Genomic DNA, 22,963 nt, shown 5'->3' with positions numbered 1-22,963 from the left:
CTTCCCATTATAGCTAAATTAATTACGTTAGTTTCGAATATCTTTAAAAGCTTCTGCTTGCTCTTTGATACCTTTTTCAGCAGCAAACCTTTCAATACTTGATGCTCCAAAGAATCCTACAATACCATCTACTCTTTCAATTACATATGCTGCATCTTCCGGTTCGGCTATCGGTCCACCATGGCAAATAGCTGTAATATCTGGATTTACGGACTTCCCAGCATCGATGATTTTTTGAATTCTTTCTACACAGTCATCTAAAGTTAACGCAGTTTTAGCTCCAATCGTTCCTTTTGTTGTGAGTCCCATATGCGCAACCAATATGTCTGCTCCAGCTTCCGCCATTTTTCTCGCTTGCTCCTCATCAAACACATACGGAGTTGTGAGCATATCTAATTCATGCGCTTTTTTAATCATATCAACCTCAAGATCATATCCCATGCCCGTTTCCTCTAGATTTTGTCTGAACACCCCATCAATCAAACCAACCGTAGGGAAATTCTGTACACCACTAAAGCCTTGTGACTTTAATTGCTTTAGAAATACATCCATCACTCTAAATGGATCTGTACCATTCACCCCTGCAAGTACAGGTGTGTGATGAACAACTGGTAACACTTCGCTCCCCATTTCTACAACAATTTGGTTTGCATCACCATACGAAAGTAATCCTGCTAATGATCCACGACCAGCCATCCGATATCGACCAGAATTATAAACAATTAGCAGATCCGCACCACCAGCTTCACTACTTTTAGCAGTTATACCTGTGCCAGCTCCCACACCTAATAATATTTTCCCTTCATTGACCTCTTCTTTAAATCGATTTAAAATTTCTTCGCGTGAATACAATTTAGTTCTCTCCTTTTTTAGTTTCCATTAATTGAATTAACTTTTCAGCTGCCGCTTCAGCAAAAGCTTTGTCATTAATAACATTATCAAGCTCTATCAATTGTACTTTTGAACGATCTACTTTTTCCTTTAACGTATCAAATAACATCGTATCCTCTTCAGGACCATAAAAGTCCTGTCCCTTTACATCTAGTCCAGAAAGCCCTTTTAGCGGTAATATAAGAGCAGTATCTCCCTCAGCCTTATTTAATTTGGCTGCAATAGCTTCACCGATTTGCTTATTTTCTTCAACGCTCGTACGCATTAATGTAACGGTAGGGTTATGCCTATAAAAATTTCGACCCGCGTAATGCTTTGGAACAGTATCATACGGTCCGAAGTTCACCATGTCCATTGCACCAACAGATACAACCTGAGGAATACGATGTTTCGCCGCTGCTTCTAATCGATGTGGGCCAGCTGCTAATACACCACCAAATAGCTCATCTGCCCATTCTGTTGTTGTTAAATCAAGCACACCCTTAATAAAACCATTCTCAATAAGGTTTTCCATTGTACGGCCACCAACTCCTGTAGCATGGAAAATTAATGTTTCATATCCCTGTTTTTCCAAATATGCTTTTGCATAGTTAATACAGGGAGTCGTTAACCCAAACATTGTCGCAGCGATTAAAGGTTTTTTTTCAATCGTTGTTTTGTTTTCATATGTCAGCATTCCAGCAATTGCAAAGACTGCATTTGTGAAGATTTTGGTAGAAATAGAGTTTAATCCAGCTACATCAACAATAGAAGGGTACATCATAATATCACTTGTCCCAACATATGGCTCCGTATTTCCGGATGCAACTGTTGATACCATAACTTTTGGTACACCGATAGGCAGTGCTCTCATGCCAGGTGTAACGATAGAAGTACCTCCTGTTCCACCAAAAGATAGAATGCCGTCAAATTTTCCTTCATCATATAGTTTTGGCAGTAGTAGTTCCATACCTTTAGAGAGGACGAGCGTAGCATGAGCTCGATCCTTTGCCGCTACGATTTGTTGTTTATCTTCCCCAGCCGCAACAAATACCTCTGTATTAGATACATCTGGAGGAAAAACAGGGTCGAAAACACCTGTATGAATAGTCAATGTTTGAAACCCAAGTGATTCAATCAACTCTTTAACGTATTGAAACTCTTTACCCTTTGAATCAAAAGTACCTGCTAATGCAATTGTTTTCGACATTTCCAACTCCCCTTTTCTTTTAATAATTTAAAAACGTAACATCTACCTTTGCTAGCTGGCTACACATTCAATTTTGGTTAGGTTAAATCTGTTATTTAGTCTACAATGTCCTGTCCTGCTTTAAAGGTAGCTGGAGGAAAAGTTAAAATTGCTCCAGAAAACTTCGCACGAAAAAAGCGATATCTTTTCAAGGATGTGATGACATTAGCAATGACCCATTGCTTCAGTGCGGGGTAATCTCTATCTTTTTGCAATTTCAATTTATCCCTCTATCCCAATGATATCGCTTTCTCCGCGGAAAATTAATGTATTTATGTTCGTTTATTTTGTCCTAATGTTTGTTTTTTATATTGCTTGGGTGATAATCCATATCTTTTTTTAAATATCTTACTAAATTGCGTATAGTTTGGATAACCAACCATTTCTGAAATTGTCGAAAAAGGAAGATCTTTTTCGTACATAATTTCAATGGCCCTATTTAATCGAAAGTTAATTAAATAGTTAACGAATGAAATCCCCATCTCTCCTTTAAACAATGTGCTTAAATAAGTCCTAGATAGGTTTAAGATACTCGCAAGATCATTCAAGGTAATTTGCTCCATATAATGTGTACTTATATAATCTTTAATAAACGCAATATAATCTTGTTTACTACTAAAGCCGTTTATAATTTTTTGCATAAATTCTTCATACTTCACATCATACGTTTGCTTAAATGACTTGGTTATTTTCATAATAAGTTGCTCTGCTGGTATCCTTTCAAAGACAGAACCACCGATATAACCATTTATATCCGTTCCATCATACATAAACTGTACATCAATTGGCTTGTTAACTGGCCCCCCGTAAACCATCTTAATGACAGGCCGATTAAATTGATTACATACACTAAATATGGCTATTGCTATTCGTTTGGCTGATTGCAAGGATTGTATTTGTTTTGCGCCTAGTATCCCACCTGTTGTTAAACCAAGGTGGACACATATGATATCTGCGCCAGCTTGTAGCATGGCTTTTGCTTGGCTTTCATTAAAGACAAAGGCAACAGTAAACAGGCCACGTTGACTTGCAATACGAATTGCCTCAACTTCCCTTTGATACGATATTCCTTGCTCCTCGAGTGCTTCGCGAAAATCACCATCAATTAATCCTAGTGTTGGATAGTTATTTATTCCAGCAAAACCATGATCCTGAATCTTTTTTATGTAAGCCTCTAAATTAATCGTTGGATCAGTTGCAAACAAACCAAAAATGGTGGGTATTTTTTTAATTACAGGCAATAATTCCTTTAGAGCAAAATCCATAACGACGCTATTACTATTTGCATATGGCATAAACCCAGCAAGTGAGCTAACACCCATTTGACGAAATCGACCCGAACTTAACGCCAGTATAAAATCTGCACCACCTTGTTCCGCATATTTTGCTGTTAAACCAGATCCAGTAGCTACACCAATGATATGATTTTTAGTTTTTAGTTGTTTATATAAATTATCTAAAATCTTTTCTTTAACCGATTCCATTTTTATTCTCCATGAAACATTATTTACGTGCAGTGGTGCCACTCCGCGTATTGTTCTTATTTAATCCATCATAGCATATAGAGACAGATTACTATAATGAAAATAAAATATGTAGGAAAACGAAACTACCTAATAATCTAGCCTTGACTATGCTACTTAGCAAACATGTGCCCTTTCATTTACAATATAAAAGGTTTTCCATACAATATTGATAACATAGGGCACTCTTTTATATACTAGTTCACTTTTATGGAAGAAGATAATAAACCATACTTCCTAAATAATTCCCAATCACATAACCTAATGTACCAACTAACATAATCGGAACAATTAATTTCGTCCAACCTTTAGCAATTGCAAAAGCAGCAGCGGTTGTAGGGCCACCAATATTAGCATTACTAGCAACTATCATTTCTTCAAGACTGAATTTAAACAGCTTGCCAACTGTAAATGTTACTAGCATGTTGAATAGAACCATAATAGCTAAAAACAACAATAATAAAGGTGCGTTACTAATAAGTAGTGGAAGTGATGCCGGGACTCCAATTACTACAAAGAAAATATAAATTAAATACGTACCTATTTCTTGAGCACCATGAATATTTTCAAAGAAACGATGGAAGACAGTGACGACAAAAACGGTAATACTCGTTAGCATTAAATAACCATCGCCGAATAAACCATTTAATACATTGTAAAAGAAACCAACACCTTCTCCTGATGGAATCCATTGGTCAATAACTTCAGCAAGTTTAAACGAGATTGCTACTAGTGCAAATGCTATACCAATAGCAAAAGCAATATCTTTTAATGAAACTTCTTTTCGTTTCCAATAGGTACGAACTCCATTCTCTTGAGAATCATTATTGTTTTTTTCCAATTCATCGAGGTAAGGTGTATGGAACCTGTTACGAATGAATGTTATTGCTGGCAGCATAATTAGAGTAAAAAAGTAAAGCGCCATAAGAATATTATCAGCCACTATAGCAGAAGAAGCCAATTCCCCTGGTACCTCAAGCTTAGCTGACAAAGCAGCAAAGTTCACGCCTCCACCTGTATAGGAACCTGTTTCTAATCCTGTAATCTTTGTAGCATTTGGAATCCATTGATGCATAGACATATAAGCAACAAAGCCCCCGATTACAGTACCTATTGAACTAATAAGAAACAGCAATAACATTCTGCCGCTTTCATTCCATATTTTCTTAAGATTTGCCTGGAATAATAACAGCGGAATAGCAAGTGGGACAACATATGACCAAACAGCATCGTAAGCAGGTGCTTGACTTGGAATCACATTTATATTTACGAGAACCATCGCACCAACAAGAGCGATAATAGCACCCGTCACCTTGGAGACCCACTTATATTTTTGTTCTAAGCATATGCTTACAGCAGCCCAACCTGCCATAAAGGCCCATAACAACCATGTATCTTCTGAACTTATAATTGATGTAATCATGCCAACCCCTCTTTAATTGTTGATAGTTAATACCCCTAGTTCGTCTATCATAAAAATACTAATTATAATATAGAATTTTCTAATTATTGTCAAGAGGAAATAACTCCTTTTATGTAGATCATATAGCAATAAAAGAGAAACCCTTCCTTCTTCTATATGCTATTCTTTGCTTACCGAAAGAATATACTTGAGAAAGGAATGATTATTTATGTCAGAATCAATGAAGCATTGCTGTAGCAAAAATAATACAGCTGATAATGAACAGCTTCGCAAAACTCATGTAAATCAAGCGATGATTGTAACAAAAGAAGATTGGAATAAAGCACATCAGGCCTTTTTAAAGAAGGAAAAGGAACATACTCGAGAGCGCGATAAATTAAATGCAGAACGTCGTCACTTACCTATGGTAGAAATAACAAAAAACTATACATTTAACGGATTAAAGGAGCAATATAGCCTTCTTGATTTATTCGCCGGAAAAAAACAGCTTATTGTTTATCACTTCATGTTTGACCCCAGTTGGGTTGAAGGCTGCGATGGCTGTTCTATGATGGTAGATAACATTGGACACCAAGCTCATTTACGTGCACGTGACACGACGTTGGTCTTAATTTCTAGAGCTCCTATGGAAAAAATACATCCCTTTAAAAAGCGAATGGAATGGACCTTGCCATGGTACTCTTCCTTTAACAGTGACTTCAATTATGACTTTGGAGCAACTACGAAGCAAGGAGAAGAAACGCACGGATACAGCGTATTCTTACAAGATAACAACAAGGTTTATCATACGTATTCAACAGGAGCACGTGGTGTTGAATACTTAGGTAGTAATTGGAGCTATCTTGATATCACCCCGATGGGCAGACAAGAGGATTGGGAAAACTCACCTACTTGGGTCAGGAAAACCCCAAGATATGAATGGTGGAAACATCATGACAAATACACAGACTCCTTGTCTTGACATAGATCAAGAGATTGAGATCAATAATTTTCAGTAAAATAAAGCAGAACAATAAGATACCGACCCTCAGAAGTTAGAGTAAAAAATCTAACTTCTGGGGATCGGTACCAACTTTTTAAATGTTAGTTGTGCTTTGGCTAATTCTAAATTAGTTGTTTGGTTTTAATAACCCCTATATAGCGAGACAGCGAAGTATTTTCGCAACGCTGTACTTCCAACACTGGCTAAATGACTTCTTTGATCCGATTACCTATGCGCAAATGATGAATGGTAATTTCCGGACGACTTCCAACTCGAATATTAATTCCTGTTTGACCAAGCCCTTCACTAATATAAAAAGGACGACCTTCTAATTTATGAAGTCCTTTAACCATATTCAACTTGACCAGTTTCCCCATTTTCCGAAGGTGGTAAGGTTTTGGCCAATGAATTTGCCCGCCATGAAAATGGCCTGAAAGCAGATAATCAAAATGATACTTGTCCATTTCTAAAACTACATTTGGATCATGTGTTAACACAAGATTACTTCCTTGTTGCAAACCTGCAAACGATTTAACTAGATTACTATGATTTGTACTAAAATTATCAATGCCAATAACATTAACAGCCTCACTATCTACTGTAATTACCGCATTTTCATTCTGAAGCGTTTTGAATCCATACTGATTCAGTATATCTTTTAATTGCTGAAAGTCTCTATCCTTTAACACATAATCATGATTACCAAAAACCGCATAAGCACCATACTTAGGATTTAATTTACTCAATTCCTCTAAATAAGGTATAAGCTTGGGAATACTTTTCTTACGATCTAAGAAATCTCCTGTTAACGCAATTAAATCTAGCGATTGAGAGTCTAATTGTTGCATTATATTTTGTGGAGTTATCGATATATTTTCAATATGCAAGTCTGAGATATGCAATATTTTTAGTACTTTCCCTTTACTTGTTTCTATATCTTTTTCTATATCAATTTGATTAACAACCACAGAATGCGTATTTCTATAGCCTATATATATAAAATAACTCAATAATGCTATAATTCCAATACTTATATACATGTAGAAATCACCCCTGTACTCTATTATAAAGGGTGATCATCGTTTGTTCACTTGTAATATATGGATATAACATAGCATTCCTAGTAGGTTGTAATTTTCATCGTTGCACAAAAGCGCAAGCGCCCGATTAGAAACGTAGCGACTGGAGCAAGTCTACAGAGATAAAGGAATCACGGTGAGCTTGTGAACCGATGATGACTTATCATAGGGCACTGGAGCTGGACGCGGCTCAAACGATATTTATTAACATTGGCAAATTTTATAATTTCCCTAGACTACAAAAAAACAATGATTTACCTACTTCATAACCCTTCTCTATTTTACAGTTCTCCTTCTACAATTCTCCTTACATGAAACAGTGATATTCGCTGCTCTTGTATACTCATTTGACAAAAAATCACCTAGTTGTTACAATTTTTAAAAAAAGCCGTCCGGTTGGTCTTTTTTATGTTGGTTAATTGGAGGAATGGTAATGAATACGAAAGCTGAGAAGAAACGAGAACATATATTAACATCTGGTACAGCGTTTATTCTTGAGAATGATTTTAATTCGTTAACCTTGGACGCTGTTGCTAATCATGCTGGAATTAGCAAAGGCGGTTTACTATATCATTTCCCAAATAAAGATGCTTTATTAAAAGGTTTATCTGATCATATATTTGAGCAATTTACCAACTCATTTAATAAACATGCAGAAAACGATCCTAATGAAAAAGGAAAGTGGACACGAGCTTTAATTGAAGCATCTAAATGGGACTTGGATAATAACGCGAAACTAAATATTGGAATCATGGCAGCATCCATGCTAAATCCTGATATTTCAGAAGGACTTAGCAAGGGATATCGTTATATGCAAAATAAAGTTGAGCAAGACAATCTAGATCCCGTTACTGCTAGTATTATCCGACTTGCCATTGATGGTATTTATTATTCGGAAATGCTTGACATGGCTCCATTAGATGAGAATTTACGTGAGAAGGTCATTGAAAAATTAATTCAAATGACAACATAGGAGGTGCCCCTAATGATCAATCCATTTGTAATTTTAATCATTGCTGTTTTAGGTGAAGTGTTTGGAAATTCTATGTTGAAGCAGTCCAACGGATTCAAAAGGCTCCTCCCTTCCTTAGGAGTTATATTTGGAATGGGGATAGCGTTTTATGGACTATCGCTCACGCTTACTGCTATACCACTTAGTACTGCATATGCAGTATGGTCTGGTGCAGGGACTGCATTGACTGCACTCATTGGAGTTCTTGTTTATAAAGAAAAATTTAATTTTAAAAAAATAATCGGCTTAGTTTTTATTATTGGTGGCGTTATTTCTCTAAAATTATCGAGCGGAGTATAATAGTAGATTGGAGGTTTTTCTTATGAAAGGATATGTCATGTTAGCCATCTCAATTATAAGTGAAGTATGTGGTACAACAATGCTTAAAATATCCGATGGTTTTTCTAATCCTTTACCATCTTTTGGTGTCGTAGTTTCCTTTGCTTCAGCATTTTATTTCCTCTCTATTTGTTTAAAAACAGTAGCCCTAAGCTTGGCATATGCTATTTGGGCTGGAATTGGAACGGCATTGACTGCATTAATAGGAATACTAATTTGGAATGAACCATTTAGCTTCTTGACCGTGGTTGGATTGATTTTCATTATTGGAGGAGTTGTCTTACTAAATATGCCAAATAATCAAGAGGATAAAGTTTTGCATCCATCAAGCTAATGATTAGATAGATGGATATCCACATCATAAACGATATACAATTAGCACGAAAGCTCTTTACACATCCCAATATGAAATGATTCGTCTTCGATTATAGGAAGTAATTCCATCATATCATCAATGATAAAATCCGCATTAGCACTTCCCCAATATGCATCTCTTTTCCAAATACTTATCATCCCCGACTTTTTAGCAGGATGGACATCATTTTGGGGATGATCACCTACAAATATACTTCTTGCTGCGGCAACTTGTAACCGATCTAAAGCGCTTCTAAAAATCTCTAAGTCTGGCTTTTTTATTCCCTCGTATTCAGATACCAAAACCTCATCCATAAACGGAAAGATCCCTGTTTTACGAATGACATCCATTTGGAACGGTCCTTGTCCATTTGTAATTATGCCAAGTTTTAATGATCGTTCTTGCAGTGCTTCCAGCAATTTTAAAACTTCAGGAAAAAGGATGCAGTTAGTTTTGAATTGAACCAAATAATCAGTTAATAACTGTTTAGGTGTTATGCCAGTCACATTAAATTCCTTAACCATTTGTTGATATACTTTGTCTTTCCATACATGTCCCCTTTTATCCAATGTTATAAATCGATTGACATAGCATTTTTTAGGTATATGACTGAAATAAGGATAGAAGCGTTCATATTGATTCGTGACAAACCGTTTTATAGAAGCTTCTCTATGAAGTAACGTTCCATCCAAATCAAAAATAACAGCTTCTATCATTTTCCCTTACTCCTCATCATTTTGATAAATTCATAATTAGATCCATTCGTATGCTGCGTAAAGGATTCCACAGTCTGAAATCCGGCTTTTTTATACACTTTTATAGCTCGCTGGTTAAAACTAGCTACCGATAACGTTAAACGCTGACAAATATACTTTTTCTCTGCAAACTGAATACCCGCTTGCAAAAAATTTAGCCCTAAACCAATCCCCGTTAATTCTGGCTTCATCCCAAGCCCGATTTCTACTTTATGATCCCCACAATGATAGGTAAAAAAACCTACTAATTCATTCTTTTCATCATGTACAATAAAATGAGAACCTTGACGTCGTTCAGGATTAAGGAATTCTTGTAAATCTTCTTGATCTTCTTCCATATTATAGAAGCGATACTCTCCATCGTAATGCCACTCGTAAGCAATAATTTCAGCCTGTTCCTGCGTCATTGGTTTAAAAAAGTAATGCATATCGGATTCTCCAATCGTGTTGTATCTTTTTCTATAATTAAACTTGAAGTTAAATTATATTTGCTTCCTAAACAAAACTCGATCATGGTTTATCCCATCATATTGCGTGTGAATAGAGATACCATCTACAACGTTATCTCCCTTAACAATATCAAAACCCATATGGGTATGAAATGCTATTGAGTTTCTATTCTTTGGCGAAGTGACACAGCGTATTACTTCAACGTTAAACCGTTTCATAACCTGAAAAAACGTGTGGTATAATCGTTTTCCGATTTGCATATTTCGGTGATTTGGGTGTACACCAATAAAATGAATATAAGCCGTGTTTGTCTGGGATTGAGATACGAAGCCTATTAAGAAACCAATGATTTCTCCGTTTTCTTCAACTATAAAGCTACTATTATTAAAGTGCTCAAAGAACAATTTTGGTACCATATCTGCCATCTGTCTCCCACCCCACCATTCATTTATGATAGGTGAAATACGATAGTAATCGGATCCTTCGATAGACCGAATATTCATTAAATCAACCCCCTTCTTTTATAACTAATTCCACATCCCACTTCATATTATTCTGAATTTTAATTATATCATACGTTCTGAAGCTTTTTCACTTCGTTTAAATTAATGGATTGTAATTCTACCTCTAGGCGAAGAAGTTCGTTCTGTGGTTCCAATTTTTGTTCCTATGCCATTTCTTTTTCATTTGTTTGTTTATTGCCTTTTTTCTTAGCTTTATCAGTCATAGGTGGTCGTCCTTTCGAGTTTCCCAAGGCCTCATTATCACCTTCACTAACAGTTTTTTCCATGAATTAATTATTGGAGGTTGTAGCTCCAAATTAAATGACTGTCTCCGTTTATGAAGAATCTGTTCTCTTCATAAAGCTTCATACATCCAGTGTAAATGGAACAGAATAAACTTGCTATTCCCGTTGCCTTATTAATCCTTCCCTCCCAAATTTCTTATACAATTCTTCAACCCACCGTTTACGCGGGAACTGCTTGTCAATCCATGCTTCTTAGCCAACATGTCATATCCTAAATAACCCCTTAATATGCTCTTACTACTATTAACTTAAATGGATCACTATATTTAGCCATAAAGAAACACCCCAAAAGAAAGATTTCACTCTCACTTTTGGGGTGAAGTACATTTATTTCATTTAGTTATTCTGTTAATAGAGGATAATATCCTTCTTTTGTATGCGTTTCGCTACCAACTAATGGTGGGTTAAATACACATACCATACGCATTTGTGTACGGGCACGAAGCTCATGCTTATCATGTTCATCTAAAAGGTACATAGTTCCTGGTTTTAATTGATATACTTCACCAGTTTCTAATTTTTCAATCTCACCTTCTCCTTCGATACAATAGACAAGTTCAATATGGTTTTTGTACCAGAAGAAGTTGTTGGTACCCGCTTTAATAATGGTATCATTCATGCTAAAACCTACACCATCTTTTTTATAAATAAATCGACGGCTTGACCAATTTTCCCCAGATGTTTCATCTTCTGTTCCAATAATATCTTCAAGTGATTTTACGATCATGAATAATCTCCTCTTTTCTATCTTATATAAAATGTTTACTTCAATACTTGTTTAATAGCTTCTTCAAGAATATCAAAACCACTATTTATCCCTTCTTCTTCAATTATTAAAGGAGGAAGGAATTTTACAACCTCATCATTTGGTCCAGATGTCTCAACAATTAATCCGCGATTAAATGCCTCCGCACAAATCTTATTGGCAAGATCTGCTTCTTGTATCGCAATACCTTGCATAAACCCACGACCTCGTGCCTCACCTTGTAACGTGGAGAATTTATTAATAATAGATTCTATACGTTCGCGAATAAGATTAGCCTTTTGCTGAATAGAGTTGCTAAAGGCATTTGTTTCCCAATTTGTTAAAGCTTCCGTAGCTGCAATAAACGCTAAATTATTCCCACGGAATGTCCCGTTATGCTCACCTGGTCCCCACTGATCAAATTCTGGTTTAATTAATGTAATAGCCATAGGTAGACCAATACCCCCTATTGATTTAGAGAGACAAATAATATCAGGTTTAATTCCTGCAGGTTCAAAACTAAAGAATGTACCAGTCCTACCACATCCAGCTTGAACATCATCAATAATTAACAGAATATCCCAACGCTTACAGATAGATTCGATTTTCTTTAGCCATTCCATGCTAGCCGCATTGATTCCGCCTTCTCCTTGTACAGTTTCCAAGATAATTGCTGCAGGTAATGCTACACCGCTTCCACTATCCTCGAGGAACCGCTCTAAGTAAGCAATTGAGTCCTGATCCTCTACATATTCGTCAAATGGCATAGAAACACTATGGTGAAGAGGTATTCCTGCACCATGACGTTTAAATGAGTTACCAGTCACGGATAATGAACCTATTGTCATTCCATGAAATGCATTTGTAAAACTAATAACCGTGTCGCGCCCCGTTACCTTTCTAGCTATTTTCAAGGCGCTTTCTACAGTATTCGTTCCAGTTGGTCCCGGAAACATTATTTTATAGTCTAGTTGACGAGGTTTAAGTATAACGTCGTTGAACTGATCTAGAAAGTTCTTTCTAGGAGTTGTGCCCATATCCAAACTATGAATGATTCCGTCATTTTGAATATATTCAATCAGCTTTTGCTGCATAACATCATTGTTATGACCATAATTTAATGCACCAGCACCAGCAAAAAAGTCAATATACTCTTTTCCATCTATATCCCATAGTTTATATCCTTTAGCCTTTGTAAAAATTGTTGGCCAGCCTCTGCTATAGCTTCTAACCGATGATTCCAATTCTTCAAAGGTTTTCATTTTTTCATTATTTAATACTGCTGTAGTCACCAAATCATCCTTTTATTCATTATTTCCCTTTTGAAAAGGGCCAATCTTATACAGTTGCTCATCTTCATGTCCTGTTCGTGGAAAATCAATTGATAAATAATAATTTCCAACCACACATTCTGTGTCTAGCTTTTTTGCTAAACCTAAAAATAAATACTGAGAAGGTAAATTGGATGGCGATACCGTTGCTTCAATAAATCGAATATCTGATAATTGTTCCCGCTCTAACAACTTCATCAACATTTTCGTTCCTAACCCTTTACCCCGTTGAGTTTCTCGAACAGCAACCTGCCAGATGAATAATGTATTCGGTTTATTCGGATGAATAAACCCAGAAATGAATCCGACCGTTTCCCCTTCACTTTTCACAACAATGGATGATTCTGAGAACATATCACACCATAGGATATAGCTATAAGAAGAGTTAAGGTCAAGGTTACCAATTTCATGGATTAGTTCCCACACAGCTGCCCCATCATCTTTTGTAGGCATACGAAACTCAAGTTCCTGATCAATTTCACGTGTTTTTGTAATCGTGCTAATGGTTCTTTGGATGCTTCCACCTCCCAGACTTTGGTAAATAATCTACTATATAAGCTTATAAATAATTAGGGGGAAGCGTCAAAAGCCTTTAAACCTTATATAGCTTGATTAAACTTGCTGAGTTACGGTGACAGTTAAATAAAGGGCAATCCTTTAAGAATAGCGCCCAAAAATTCTAAAAAATACGATGGTTATACCAATTCAATTAGTTGCAATTCCAAAAAAACTTCAATTTCGCCAAAAAGCGTCTAAAATATAGGAATGAGCCCATTTAGCAGATATATCATTAAGAATCCTCGACCATATTGGTATGTTACAAGCATTCAATTATTTCCGCTTTTTAATATTAAATAAAAGAAGTACCATAACCCTATTTATTAAGGCAATAGCACTTCTATTAAATACTAATTCGACGCTATCGTTTCTTTTATTAGCATATTTTTCTCTATCTCCCCATTTTTAATAACAACTTGTACAGTTTCATTCGTTGCAAGCGAGTAAATATCCTCCAATGGATTCCCCTTTACAACAATAACATCTGCTAACTTTCCTGTTTCAATTGTTCCTACTTTTTCTTCCCATCCTAAACATTCAGCAGCCGTTTTCGTCGAAGCAACAATAGCTTCCATAGGGCTCATTCCAACGTCTACCATAAGCCCTAATTCTCGAAGATTCGTCCCATGCTTCATTACGCCAGCATCCGTACCCATTGCTATTTTCACACCAGCTTGATGTGCTTTAGCAATACTTGCTTTATGCTGTTCAATTACCTCTTTCGATTTTTGCACGGCTGTATCAGGCATGCCTGTTTCCTTTGCTGTTTCCAGAACGGCAACTGGCGCAAGCAAGGTTGGTACTAAAAACGTACCATTTTCAAGCATCATTTCAATGGCTTCATCATCTAAAAATATTCCATGCTCAATGGAATGAATTCCTGCTTTAACAGCATTTTTAATCCCTTCAGCACCTTGTGCATGTGCCATAACTTTTACGTTTTTCCGAAAACGTCCTTCCTCTACGATCGCTTTAAGTTCATTTAATGAGAATTGAGTAAATTCTGGGTGATCTGTGGCACTCAATACTCCACCAGTTGCATGAACTTTAATAACTTCAGCTCCTGCACGTAGCATTTCTCTTGTCTTTTTACGAACCTCTTCTACCCCATCACACTTTCCACTTGGCATTCCAGGATAATTAGAAGGTAAAAGATCAACTACATTTCCGGAAACTGTATAACCATCTCCATGTCCACCAGTAATTGTTAAAGCGTTAATACTTAATTGTAATCTTGGTCCAGAAATAAGCCCTTCTTCAATGGCCTTTTTCACTCCTAGATCAGTCCCCAATGCGTCCCGAACTGAAGTAATACCTGCATGTAACGTAGTCTTTAAATACTTAGCTGCTTGATAATACATAAATGAGAATGGTGTTGCAAGCCTATCAGCAATTGGCGAAAATTCCATCATCATATGCACATGAGAATCAATTAATCCAGGTAAAATAGTGCCTCCTTGAGCATCTATTACAGCTTCTTCTCCGGATTTCGCATACCCTTCTTGTTTACCTACATAGGTGATTTTCTGATCTTCAATAACCACAATTGAATTTTTTAATGGTTCTTTTCCTGTACCGTCAATTACAGAGCCATTTTCAATAATTATTTTACTCATTTAATCTTCCTCCTTATAGTGTTTGAACCAAAAACCCAGCAATAACAACAGATGCAACAGTAACAGTAGTGAATCCGCCAATAAGCATTGGAGCTAGTAATTCATTAAAGATAATTTTCTCTTCTTCTTCATTTCGTGCAGCACTTCGACTAACTTCTTCACATAGGAGATAGTCACCTGGAAAGCCAAACAATGCAGTTAATGCTACTGGCATTCCTTTTAATGGATCCCATTTGACTAGCTTAGAAACAATAAACCCACCCAGCGCAATACCAAATGTTCCCAAAATTAGAATTAATAGAATGCTTGGTAAATTGGCTAGTACTTCTTGTGGTGTTACATCTGCCATTGTACCAATTACTACAAAGACAATCGCAATCATCGTAATGGTGAATGAATTTGCTTTTTCTAATGTCTTCGTTTCAAAAATCCCAATTTTAAGTCCTGCAATTCCAATTGCCAAACACCATAATGTAGCATGAATAGGAGTTACTTCACCTAACGTAGTACCAATAGCTGCACCGATAAATATATAAAATAACTTAAGAACCGCGCTTTCTCTTAGTGGACTAGCTTTTGTTTTCTCTTTGGTTGCAGCAACTTCATTTACCATAGGCACAAAGGTTCCATTATCCAGTTGGTTTTGTATTTTCACTGCATACTTGCGCATAAAATTTAGTGCAAGAGGCATCCCGAACAAACCTTGAAAAGCTACGATTAAAGCAGGAATAACAACTAAGCTTGATCTTCCAATCGATGCAAGTTCTTCAGAAGTAATGAGGAGAGCAATAATTCCACCGCTTAGAGGTCCAACTCCAGCAACAGCCGTGCCATAATCAAACATGAGCGAAACAATAACAAGAATAATAATTCCTGATACAATAACTCCACCAAGTGCAATCAATACAGCTTTTACTTGGCTTCTTAACAAAGATAGTGGGATCATCGTCCCCATATGCAAAATAGCTGGTCCTACTAAAATAGCTCCTAAAGCAGCAAATTGTGATTTTTCTAAAATGTCTTCAGGAAATATTCCTGTCCAGACACAAACTAGGAATCCAACCATGGCTGTTAGGAGCATGGGAATCCGAGCTCTAGAAATAATGGAGAGCCATTCTCCTAGGGCAATTAACGCAAAAATAAGTGCAGTAGCAATAAGTGGATTACTTAACAAGAGAACCCCTCCTCAAAATGAATTTTTATTACTATATCACCAGCTTAAATTTTTGTCTATACTGTTTTTTCAGACAATTTATTACAGTTTTAATAGTATAAGTTAATTAATTTTTTCGAATTAACTATCCCAATTATTGATTTATCAGCAAAGAAAACGGTTCCTTTATTATCGATACATGATTTCAATTCCCGCTCATATACGACGAATTTCGACAAAATATTTTTTGATTTTCAAGGAATATAGAAATTTATGTGGCGTTTATATCTAAAAACGCTCTACTTAAAAGACGGACAACGTACTCTTTATCTTCAGATGCGTAGATAAACGATTACGGAAGAAAAGGTTTCGGACGGAAAACATAAAACCCTCTGTACATTAGCATAAGGCTGCTAACAAGCCAGCAGAGGAAAAGTAAAGTATCTTTCAGGAGCAGCTTCGTTGCACGAACCGTTATTTCTAGTTGGTTATCATTCTTTGTTTTTAAAATTTTTATCCTATCTTATTAATAGCGCTTCTAATTACACTTGCGCCCACTACTATTATTCCATTAAAGCATAGGTTATTAGTGTAGATTTAAGCAAAGAGGTGATTATTTGTGGATAATAACGATAATCGTTTAAAGCGAGTTGAACGGAATCCCTTTCATGGCTTAATGGAGCAAATGGATGCATTCTTTAATGAATCTGCAAAGAATTTCAATTCATTGGTAAAACGCCCTTTAAACGTCCATACCTATGAAACAAAGTCAAATGTAATTGTTGAAGCAGAATTACCTGGATATAAACGTGACCAAATCCAATTAGAGATTATCGGAAATCAATTACGTATTGCAGTGGAAGAATTTTCATCCAATGAGCAGGAAAGAAGCTACCGCGGCCAACGTGCGGAACGAACAATTACGATTCCATTCACCATATCGGAAAAAGAAACAAAGGCTGACTTAAACAATGGAATATTACAAATAACCATTCCTAAGAAGAATTCAAGTAGACGATTCATTGATATTAATGACTGACAGAAAAAACACCATTTTAACATAACATTTTGTTAAGATGGTGTTTTGAATGTAAGGACATTCTCCTTTCATATTTATGCTAATTTTTCTTCATTATCTTGTGGTGGATCAATATTTTCACTTTGCTTTGCCCAAATGGTTGCTAGAATAGGTCCCGAAATATTATGCCAAACACTAAACAAGGCACTCGGAACCGCCGCGATCGGTGAAAAATAAGCAAGTGCCAATGTTGAACCAAGTCCAGAATTTTGCATACCCACTTCAATTGCCACCGCCTTTTGATCTTTGATATCAAGTTTTACAACTTTTGCTAGCAGAAATCCAAGTAGTAATCCTAATCCATTATGCAAAATTACAACTGAAAAGACAGTAAATGCTGATGAAGTAATATTTTCTGTATTCACAGATACAACAGCACCTGCAACTGCAACAATGCCAATAACTGAAACGAGCGGTAAAACTTTTATGCTTTGTTCAACTCGTCTTCGAAATACCATACGAATAACAATGCCTAGAATAATTGGTATTAAAACGATCTTTACAATGGTCAAAAACATACTACCAGCCGAAATCGGCAGCCATTCACTTGCCAATAGCCAAGTCATTGTTGGAGTTAAAACTGGGGCAAGCACTGTAGATACTGCTGTTACGGAAACAGATAGTGCGGTGTTACCTTTTGCTAGAAACGTCATAACATTGGATGCTGTGCCACCTGGGCAGCAACCAACTAAAATAACACCGACTGCTACTTCTGATGGAAGTTGAAAAAGGATGGCCAAGCCATAGCCAATAAAGGCATGATGGTATATTGTGCTAATACTGCAAGCATGACACTTTTTGGTGCTTGAACGACACCTTTAAAATCAGCCGTGGAAAGTGTTAACCCCATACCAAACATGATGATTCCTAGAAGTAGCGGAATGAATGAAACTATCCAAGAAAAACCACTTGGAAATATAAAACTTAGAGTCCCAAATAGAATAACCCAGATGGCAAATGTGTTGCCTGCAACTGTACTAATTTTTTCTAATAGCTTCAAGTGGACTCCCCCCTTATTTAAATAATATTTCAATATAATAACAAAAATCTGATAATAAAGTCTAGTACTAATTTGCCCTTTTAAGACCTATTACACATATTGCTGAAGTGACAAAAACAGGAGTATAGTACCAAAGCTAATTAGCCAAGCAGAAATATGTTTTTCAAGATCCATTGTTGTACACGGTAAAAATTTTGGTTTATAATCATAATATATTCAATGAAGAAAAACAGGCACATTCTAAGTTAACGTACATATTTATACCTATATGTACTCATAAGTTGCCCTAATCCAACTGTTTATACAACGACCAAAAGGAGATGACAAAATTGATAGAGGGTAAGCCAATTTACCAATATCAAGTTGGAGATCAACTACAGATTACATCTATTAAACTAAAAAATGTAATGCGAAGAAGACTACTAGATTTAGGTTTTGTACCTGGAGTGACTATAGAAGTAGTACAAAAAAGTCCATTAGGTGACCCTGTAGCGTTTAAAGTGTTTCATACAACAATCGCTTTGCGTAAAGAAGAAAGCTCACTTATTTATGCAAAAAAAATGAATCGCGAGGTGATATAAATGAGTCACACGATTGCCTTAGCAGGTAACCCGAATACCGGAAAAAGTACATTGTTCAATTTATTAACTGGATTGAAACAGCACACTGGAAATTGGCCAGGTAAAACAGTCGTACGTGCGGAAGGAGAACTTAAAACGGATAATCATATCTATCAGGTTATTGATTTACCTGGAACCTATTCCCTTTATTCCAACTCTGCGGATGAAGAAGTCGCAAGAGATTTTATTATTTTTGAAAAGCCAGATATAACCTTAGTTGTCGTAGATGCAACTTCATTAGACCGAAATCTAAATTTAGCATTACAAGTTTTTGAAATGACAAGCAATGCTATTCTTTGCATCAATTTAATTGATGAAGCAAGAAGAAAAGGAATACACATAGATAAGGAAGAGCTATCTCGCCAATTGGGAATTCCGGTTATTTTAATATCAGCCCGAGAAAAAATTGGTATTATTCAATTACTTAAAACGATCGACCAAATGATTGATGGCAAAATACAGACACATCCGTTTCAAGTTCAGTACGCAGACGAGGTGGAACAAAAAATACATGAATTACAGCCTAAAATACAAGCTATTTTTGGTGACTTATTACCTTCCAGATGGCTATCCCTTCGATTATTGGATGGAGATAAGCAACTGCTTGAGGCACTAAAAGCTTATATTCGAGACCCTAACTTCGTCCATTCTCAGCAACAATTAGTAAAGGGGGATTGTTGTCATGGAGCATAATGTTGAACAGAAGCTACACCAGTTAGATAATCTCTTTAATGAACAAGAAAATATGCAATCAGATGACTTACGAGATCACATTGTTTCACGTATATATACATCTTCTCAGGATCTAACTAACAAATCAGTAGCATATTCGAATAAAAAAGTCTCATGGTTAGATGAAAATTTAGACAAAATTCTCACGTCAAAGGCTTTCGGATTTCCGATTATGCTACTTATGCTTGGTGTTGTAATTTATTTAACTATAGCTGGTGCAAATTATCCTGGTGTCGTCATTGCGGAAGCCTTTGCCACTGTGGAAGATTGGTTAACGGCATTATTTCAGTGGTTGCAAGCACCAGACTGGCTATACGGTATCCTAATAGAGGGATTTTATCGTGGAACATCATGGGTGGTTAGTGTAATGCTCCCACCAATGGCAATCTTCTTTCCAATGTTTGCCCTATTGGAGAACTTTGGTTATTTACCAAGGGTTGCCTTCAATTTAGATCGCTTTTTTAAAAAATCAGGTGCACATGGCAAACAATCGTTAACGATGGCTATGGGGTTTGGCTGTAACGCAGCTGCAGTAATGTCTTCACGTATTGTCGAATCTCCAAGAGAGCGAATGCTGGCCATTTTAACAAATAATTTTGTTCCATGTAATGGGCGCTGGCCATTATTAATATTGCTCGCAGGTTTATTCATGGCTGCAGGCTTTTCTGGGGGAATGAATACATTCATATCAGCTGCTGTCGTTGTAGGAATTGTATTATTCGGTGTAATCATGACACTATTTGTATCATGGGCTCTTTCAAAAACATTACTAAGGGGCGTTCCCTCCCACTATACATTGGAGCTGCCTCCATACCGTAAACCCAAAATATGGAACACGATTGTCCGAGCTACTTTAGATAAATCTTGGTTTGTTTTAAAACGGGCTGTTATTGTTGCGGCACCAGCTTCAGTTATTACGTGGATTTTAGCAAATATATTTATTGGTGATTTAAGTATACTTGAGCATGTTGCTGGCTTTTTCGATCCATTCGCACAAGCCATTGGTTTAGATGGATTTATTTTAATGGCTTTTATACTCGGATTTCCTGCAAATGAAATTGTCCTACCAATTTTATTGATGGGATACCTTTCAACAGGTTCTATGATTGAAGTAGATAATCTTAATGATCTAAAGCAAATTTTCCTTGATCATGGATGGACTTGGTTAACCGCATTAAACATGATGCTATTTTCCCTTTTACATTATCCTTGTGGTACAACAATGTTAAATATATGGAAAGAAACTAAAAGTCCTAAATGGACATTTGCTGCTTTTGCGCTGCCAACCGCAATTGCTATTACAGTAACGTTTACAATTGCACAAATCGTTAGAGGTTTAGGGCTTGTATAAGCTTAACCTTGGTTGTTGATTGTTTCTTTCAACACATACGAAGATTAGTGGGCAATATCTGAACTGCGCCCTGTCAAGTAAACAGTGGAAATAATTAATAATAAAAATGGATTTAAGCGGCTTTAGCTCTATCAACAGGGACTAAGGCCGTTTCATTTACTTGATATCTATCATTCGATATAATCATCAATTGCTTTTGAAAGCTCTTTAAACGTTCCTTACCTATGTAGATAATACTTCTCACATTTCTGAGTTCTCCAAAACAATTCCATTGGTCCGTTATCAATGCACTTACCAACTCGGGACATACTGTGTGTCATTTCTGCTAGATCCATCTTACACTGCGGTTACTAAATAGGCAAACAACCTTTTCTATCAGTAATTAACAAGAAACAGAAATTTGGATGATCTAGGGACAATTACCAAACTTTCGGGTAGAAACTACTATATTGATTTAATAGTATGTTTATTTTCCAATGTCCATTAATGACTTTTAATCAAAACGGTATAAATGAGAATAAACAGTACCCCTAATAGGAGATGAATATAAGATGTTGAAAAACTGCCCCTGCGATAATGAATACCATGAATGCTAGCATATCCTAGTGTGCCTATCGCGATTCCCATGCAAACAGATTTTGTTTTGAATGTAAAATCCATTACAAAATGTCCTATTGCTATAAATAAAATCATAAAAAATGCTAACGAAAACGCAGTAATCAGAAAGGGAGAAAGCGTATCTGTCCAAGCTAAAAAAGACACAAATAAAGCCATTCCTTCAGGTATCTGGTGAATCACAAATGGCCCTAATAGTGTTCCATCTAACAACCAGGTAGCACTATCTAATTCCATACCTACCATCAGTCCAACTGGCAGATTATGAAATACAATTCCTATGATTAAAAAAAACGAACTTAAAATCATCCGTGGTCTCAGCTGGTCACTATTAACAGATTTTAATACATTGGTTTCAAGAAATAACATAAAGGATACGCCACCTAGAATTCCAATTATTAATCCTAAACGATTATAATGACCCATAGCCTCAGGAACTAACATGAAAACTACAATTCCTATAAGTATACCAGAAGCAAACAGATAGAGATTTGCAGTCTGTTTGTTAAAAATAATTTTCATAATCGATGCTAAGAAACCTCCAAATAAAAGACCAATAAAAACAAGAACACCTACGATGACTACTAATTTCATTCACAACCTCTCCTTAAGGATATATTTATACAAGCTCAGAAAAAATTATGAATGAAAGTGAAAATTCAATCAGTGAGGGTTTTACTGCCAGTTATATGTGGGATAAATGTTCATGAATACGTGTATTTTTCATCCATTTTTTACACATTGTTTACCATCATTTCATACATACTTAAAAATGCTGCTTTATACTTGAATTAAAGCTATAGATAATACATGTATGGAGGGATCCAAATGAGGTTTCTTGCCAAAGTTGCTATTTGTCTTATGGCTATGATTATCTACTATGTTTAATTTTCTATGTATGCAAGAAAAGCAACTCCCTTTCAAGCTACAACCTTCTTAATCCATTTAGTCCATAATTAATTTCTGCTCAAAAGATATGCATCCACTAAAATACTATTTGCTAAATTCATAAACCAGCTAATTAAATAATTCACCATCTGCATTGAAGACTGGCCACTCACCTGATTTAGGTAACTTCACTGAGGACGGAGTATGTGCATCTGCGCATATTCGGAACAAAAGCATTTATCGCCCATTGACTCATTACTAATGGATGATGTTTTTTAATTCTTTATGATAGCCAACTACAGTTAATTTATCTGGGAGGATAATTTTATAGTTCACCCTTCATGTTTTGTCTTTGGAGACACCTCCCTCTATAAATTAAAATTATCTCAGAATTACTCCGTTTTTCTCCCGTTTACTTTATATCATTCAAA

General features: G+C 36.1%; 23 protein-coding genes and 1 pseudogene. 8 read left to right on the top strand and 16 right to left on the bottom strand.

The window, feature by feature from the left end:
• Positions 1-27: 27 nt before the first annotated feature.
• From ABDZ84_RS17630 to ABDZ84_RS17610, 5 genes are all read right to left on the bottom strand, one after another.
• A complete protein-coding gene (locus tag ABDZ84_RS17630) occupies positions 28-852 on the bottom strand; it encodes a phosphoenolpyruvate hydrolase family protein (RefSeq protein WP_281949159.1) in 825 nt (274 codons plus the stop codon).
• Position 853: 1 nt separating this feature from the next.
• Complete coding sequence (locus ABDZ84_RS17625) at positions 854-2,080, bottom strand: Tm-1-like ATP-binding domain-containing protein (protein ID WP_343782433.1); 1,227 nt, start codon at positions 2,078-2,080, stop codon at positions 854-856.
• Positions 2,081-2,175: 95 nt separating this feature from the next.
• On the bottom strand, positions 2,176-2,340 hold the full coding sequence (locus ABDZ84_RS17620; protein ID WP_161629282.1) for a hypothetical protein: 165 nt from the start codon (positions 2,338-2,340) through the stop codon (positions 2,176-2,178).
• Between the two features lie 51 nt (positions 2,341-2,391).
• On the bottom strand, positions 2,392-3,603 hold the full coding sequence (locus ABDZ84_RS17615; RefSeq protein WP_026682233.1) for a phosphoenolpyruvate hydrolase family protein: 1,212 nt from the start codon (positions 3,601-3,603) through the stop codon (positions 2,392-2,394).
• Between the two features lie 247 nt (positions 3,604-3,850).
• Positions 3,851-5,065, bottom strand: a complete 1,215-nt coding sequence (locus tag ABDZ84_RS17610; protein WP_343782430.1) for a DUF819 family protein — start codon at positions 5,063-5,065, stop codon at positions 3,851-3,853.
• Between the two features lie 208 nt (positions 5,066-5,273).
• Here ABDZ84_RS17610 and ABDZ84_RS17605 point away from each other — a divergent pair, with 208 nt between their 5' ends.
• On the top strand, positions 5,274-6,026 hold the full coding sequence (locus ABDZ84_RS17605; RefSeq protein ID WP_226983503.1) for a DUF899 domain-containing protein: 753 nt from the start codon (positions 5,274-5,276) through the stop codon (positions 6,024-6,026).
• Positions 6,027-6,250: 224 nt separating this feature from the next.
• Here ABDZ84_RS17605 and ABDZ84_RS17600 read toward each other — a convergent pair whose 3' ends face one another.
• On the bottom strand, positions 6,251-7,087 hold the full coding sequence (locus tag ABDZ84_RS17600) for a metallophosphoesterase (RefSeq protein ID WP_034679388.1): 837 nt from the start codon (positions 7,085-7,087) through the stop codon (positions 6,251-6,253).
• A 472-nt stretch (positions 7,088-7,559) separates the two neighbouring features.
• On the opposite strand from ABDZ84_RS17600, the gene ABDZ84_RS17595 reads away from it, so the two are divergent.
• From ABDZ84_RS17595 to ABDZ84_RS17585, 3 genes are read left to right on the top strand one after another with little or no spacing between them, the layout of a single operon-like run.
• The gene (locus ABDZ84_RS17595) at positions 7,560-8,099 is read left to right on the top strand and encodes a TetR/AcrR family transcriptional regulator (RefSeq protein WP_026682237.1); all 540 of its coding nucleotides are present in this window, start codon (positions 7,560-7,562) and stop codon (positions 8,097-8,099) included.
• 15 nt (positions 8,100-8,114) lie between these two features.
• Positions 8,115-8,438, top strand: coding sequence for a DMT family transporter (locus tag ABDZ84_RS17590; protein ID WP_026682238.1), 324 nt, complete (start codon positions 8,115-8,117; stop codon positions 8,436-8,438).
• A gap of 22 nt (positions 8,439-8,460) precedes the next feature.
• Entirely contained in the window at positions 8,461-8,811 is a 351-nt protein-coding gene (locus tag ABDZ84_RS17585) for a DMT family transporter (RefSeq protein ID WP_026682239.1), read from the top strand.
• Positions 8,812-8,852: 41 nt separating this feature from the next.
• On the opposite strand, the gene ABDZ84_RS17580 is transcribed toward ABDZ84_RS17585, so the two are convergent.
• The 8 genes from ABDZ84_RS17580 to ABDZ84_RS17545 form a co-directional block, all read right to left on the bottom strand.
• Positions 8,853-9,548 (bottom strand): HAD family hydrolase, encoded by a 696-nt coding sequence (locus tag ABDZ84_RS17580; protein ID WP_026682240.1) that lies wholly within the window; start codon positions 9,546-9,548, stop codon positions 8,853-8,855.
• Positions 9,545-10,015 carry a GNAT family N-acetyltransferase gene (locus ABDZ84_RS17575; protein ID WP_026682241.1) on the bottom strand — a complete coding sequence of 157 codons (471 nt, stop codon included), beginning with the start codon at positions 10,013-10,015 and terminating at the stop codon, positions 9,545-9,547. The genes ABDZ84_RS17580 and ABDZ84_RS17575 overlap by 4 nt, the downstream gene beginning before the upstream one ends.
• Positions 10,016-10,069: 54 nt before the next feature.
• On the bottom strand, positions 10,070-10,540 hold the full coding sequence (locus ABDZ84_RS17570; protein WP_026682242.1) for a GNAT family N-acetyltransferase: 471 nt from the start codon (positions 10,538-10,540) through the stop codon (positions 10,070-10,072).
• Positions 10,541-11,185: 645 nt separating this feature from the next.
• On the bottom strand, positions 11,186-11,572 hold the full coding sequence (locus tag ABDZ84_RS17565) for an ectoine synthase (RefSeq protein WP_026682243.1): 387 nt from the start codon (positions 11,570-11,572) through the stop codon (positions 11,186-11,188).
• Positions 11,573-11,607: 35 nt separating this feature from the next.
• Positions 11,608-12,852, bottom strand: coding sequence for a diaminobutyrate--2-oxoglutarate transaminase (ectB, locus tag ABDZ84_RS17560; protein WP_343782495.1), 1,245 nt, complete (start codon positions 12,850-12,852; stop codon positions 11,608-11,610).
• A gap of 42 nt (positions 12,853-12,894) precedes the next feature.
• Entirely contained in the window at positions 12,895-13,374 is a 480-nt protein-coding gene (gene ectA, locus ABDZ84_RS17555; protein ID WP_051388386.1) for a diaminobutyrate acetyltransferase, read from the bottom strand.
• 455 nt (positions 13,375-13,829) lie between these two features.
• Positions 13,830-15,095 (bottom strand): metal-dependent hydrolase family protein, encoded by a 1,266-nt coding sequence (locus ABDZ84_RS17550; protein ID WP_026682246.1) that lies wholly within the window; start codon positions 15,093-15,095, stop codon positions 13,830-13,832.
• A 13-nt stretch (positions 15,096-15,108) separates the two neighbouring features.
• Entirely contained in the window at positions 15,109-16,269 is a 1,161-nt protein-coding gene (locus ABDZ84_RS17545; RefSeq protein ID WP_343782423.1) for a hypothetical protein, read from the bottom strand.
• Positions 16,270-16,867: 598 nt separating this feature from the next.
• On the opposite strand from ABDZ84_RS17545, the gene ABDZ84_RS17540 reads away from it, so the two are divergent.
• Complete coding sequence (locus ABDZ84_RS17540; RefSeq protein WP_051388387.1) at positions 16,868-17,287, top strand: Hsp20/alpha crystallin family protein; 420 nt, start codon at positions 16,868-16,870, stop codon at positions 17,285-17,287.
• Between the two features lie 74 nt (positions 17,288-17,361).
• Here the strand turns inward: ABDZ84_RS17540 and ABDZ84_RS17535 are convergent.
• Positions 17,362-18,326, bottom strand: a pseudogene (locus ABDZ84_RS17535) (bile acid:sodium symporter family protein).
• Between the two features lie 329 nt (positions 18,327-18,655).
• Between ABDZ84_RS17535 and ABDZ84_RS17530 the strand changes: the two are divergent.
• From ABDZ84_RS17530 to ABDZ84_RS17520, 3 genes are read left to right on the top strand one after another with little or no spacing between them, the layout of a single operon-like run.
• Positions 18,656-18,907 carry a FeoA family protein gene (locus ABDZ84_RS17530; protein WP_318279949.1) on the top strand — a complete coding sequence of 84 codons (252 nt, stop codon included), beginning with the start codon at positions 18,656-18,658 and terminating at the stop codon, positions 18,905-18,907.
• Positions 18,908-19,639, top strand: coding sequence for a FeoB small GTPase domain-containing protein (locus ABDZ84_RS17525; RefSeq protein ID WP_026682250.1), 732 nt, complete (start codon positions 18,908-18,910; stop codon positions 19,637-19,639).
• Positions 19,629-21,029, top strand: coding sequence for a nucleoside recognition domain-containing protein (locus tag ABDZ84_RS17520; RefSeq protein ID WP_026682251.1), 1,401 nt, complete (start codon positions 19,629-19,631; stop codon positions 21,027-21,029). Before ABDZ84_RS17525 ends, ABDZ84_RS17520 begins: the two co-directional genes overlap by 11 nt.
• Positions 21,030-21,512: 483 nt before the next feature.
• Here the strand turns inward: ABDZ84_RS17520 and ABDZ84_RS17515 are convergent, their stop codons facing one another.
• Entirely contained in the window at positions 21,513-22,238 is a 726-nt protein-coding gene (locus ABDZ84_RS17515; protein ID WP_121604954.1) for a ZIP family metal transporter, read from the bottom strand.
• Between the last annotated feature and the right edge of the window lie 725 nt (positions 22,239-22,963).

Origin of the sequence: Virgibacillus salarius (assembly GCF_039521925.1) — a bacterium.
Classification (GTDB): Bacteria; Bacillota; Bacilli; order Bacillales; family Amphibacillaceae; genus Virgibacillus; species Virgibacillus salarius.
This window is presented reverse-complemented; position numbering and strand designations above follow the sequence as displayed.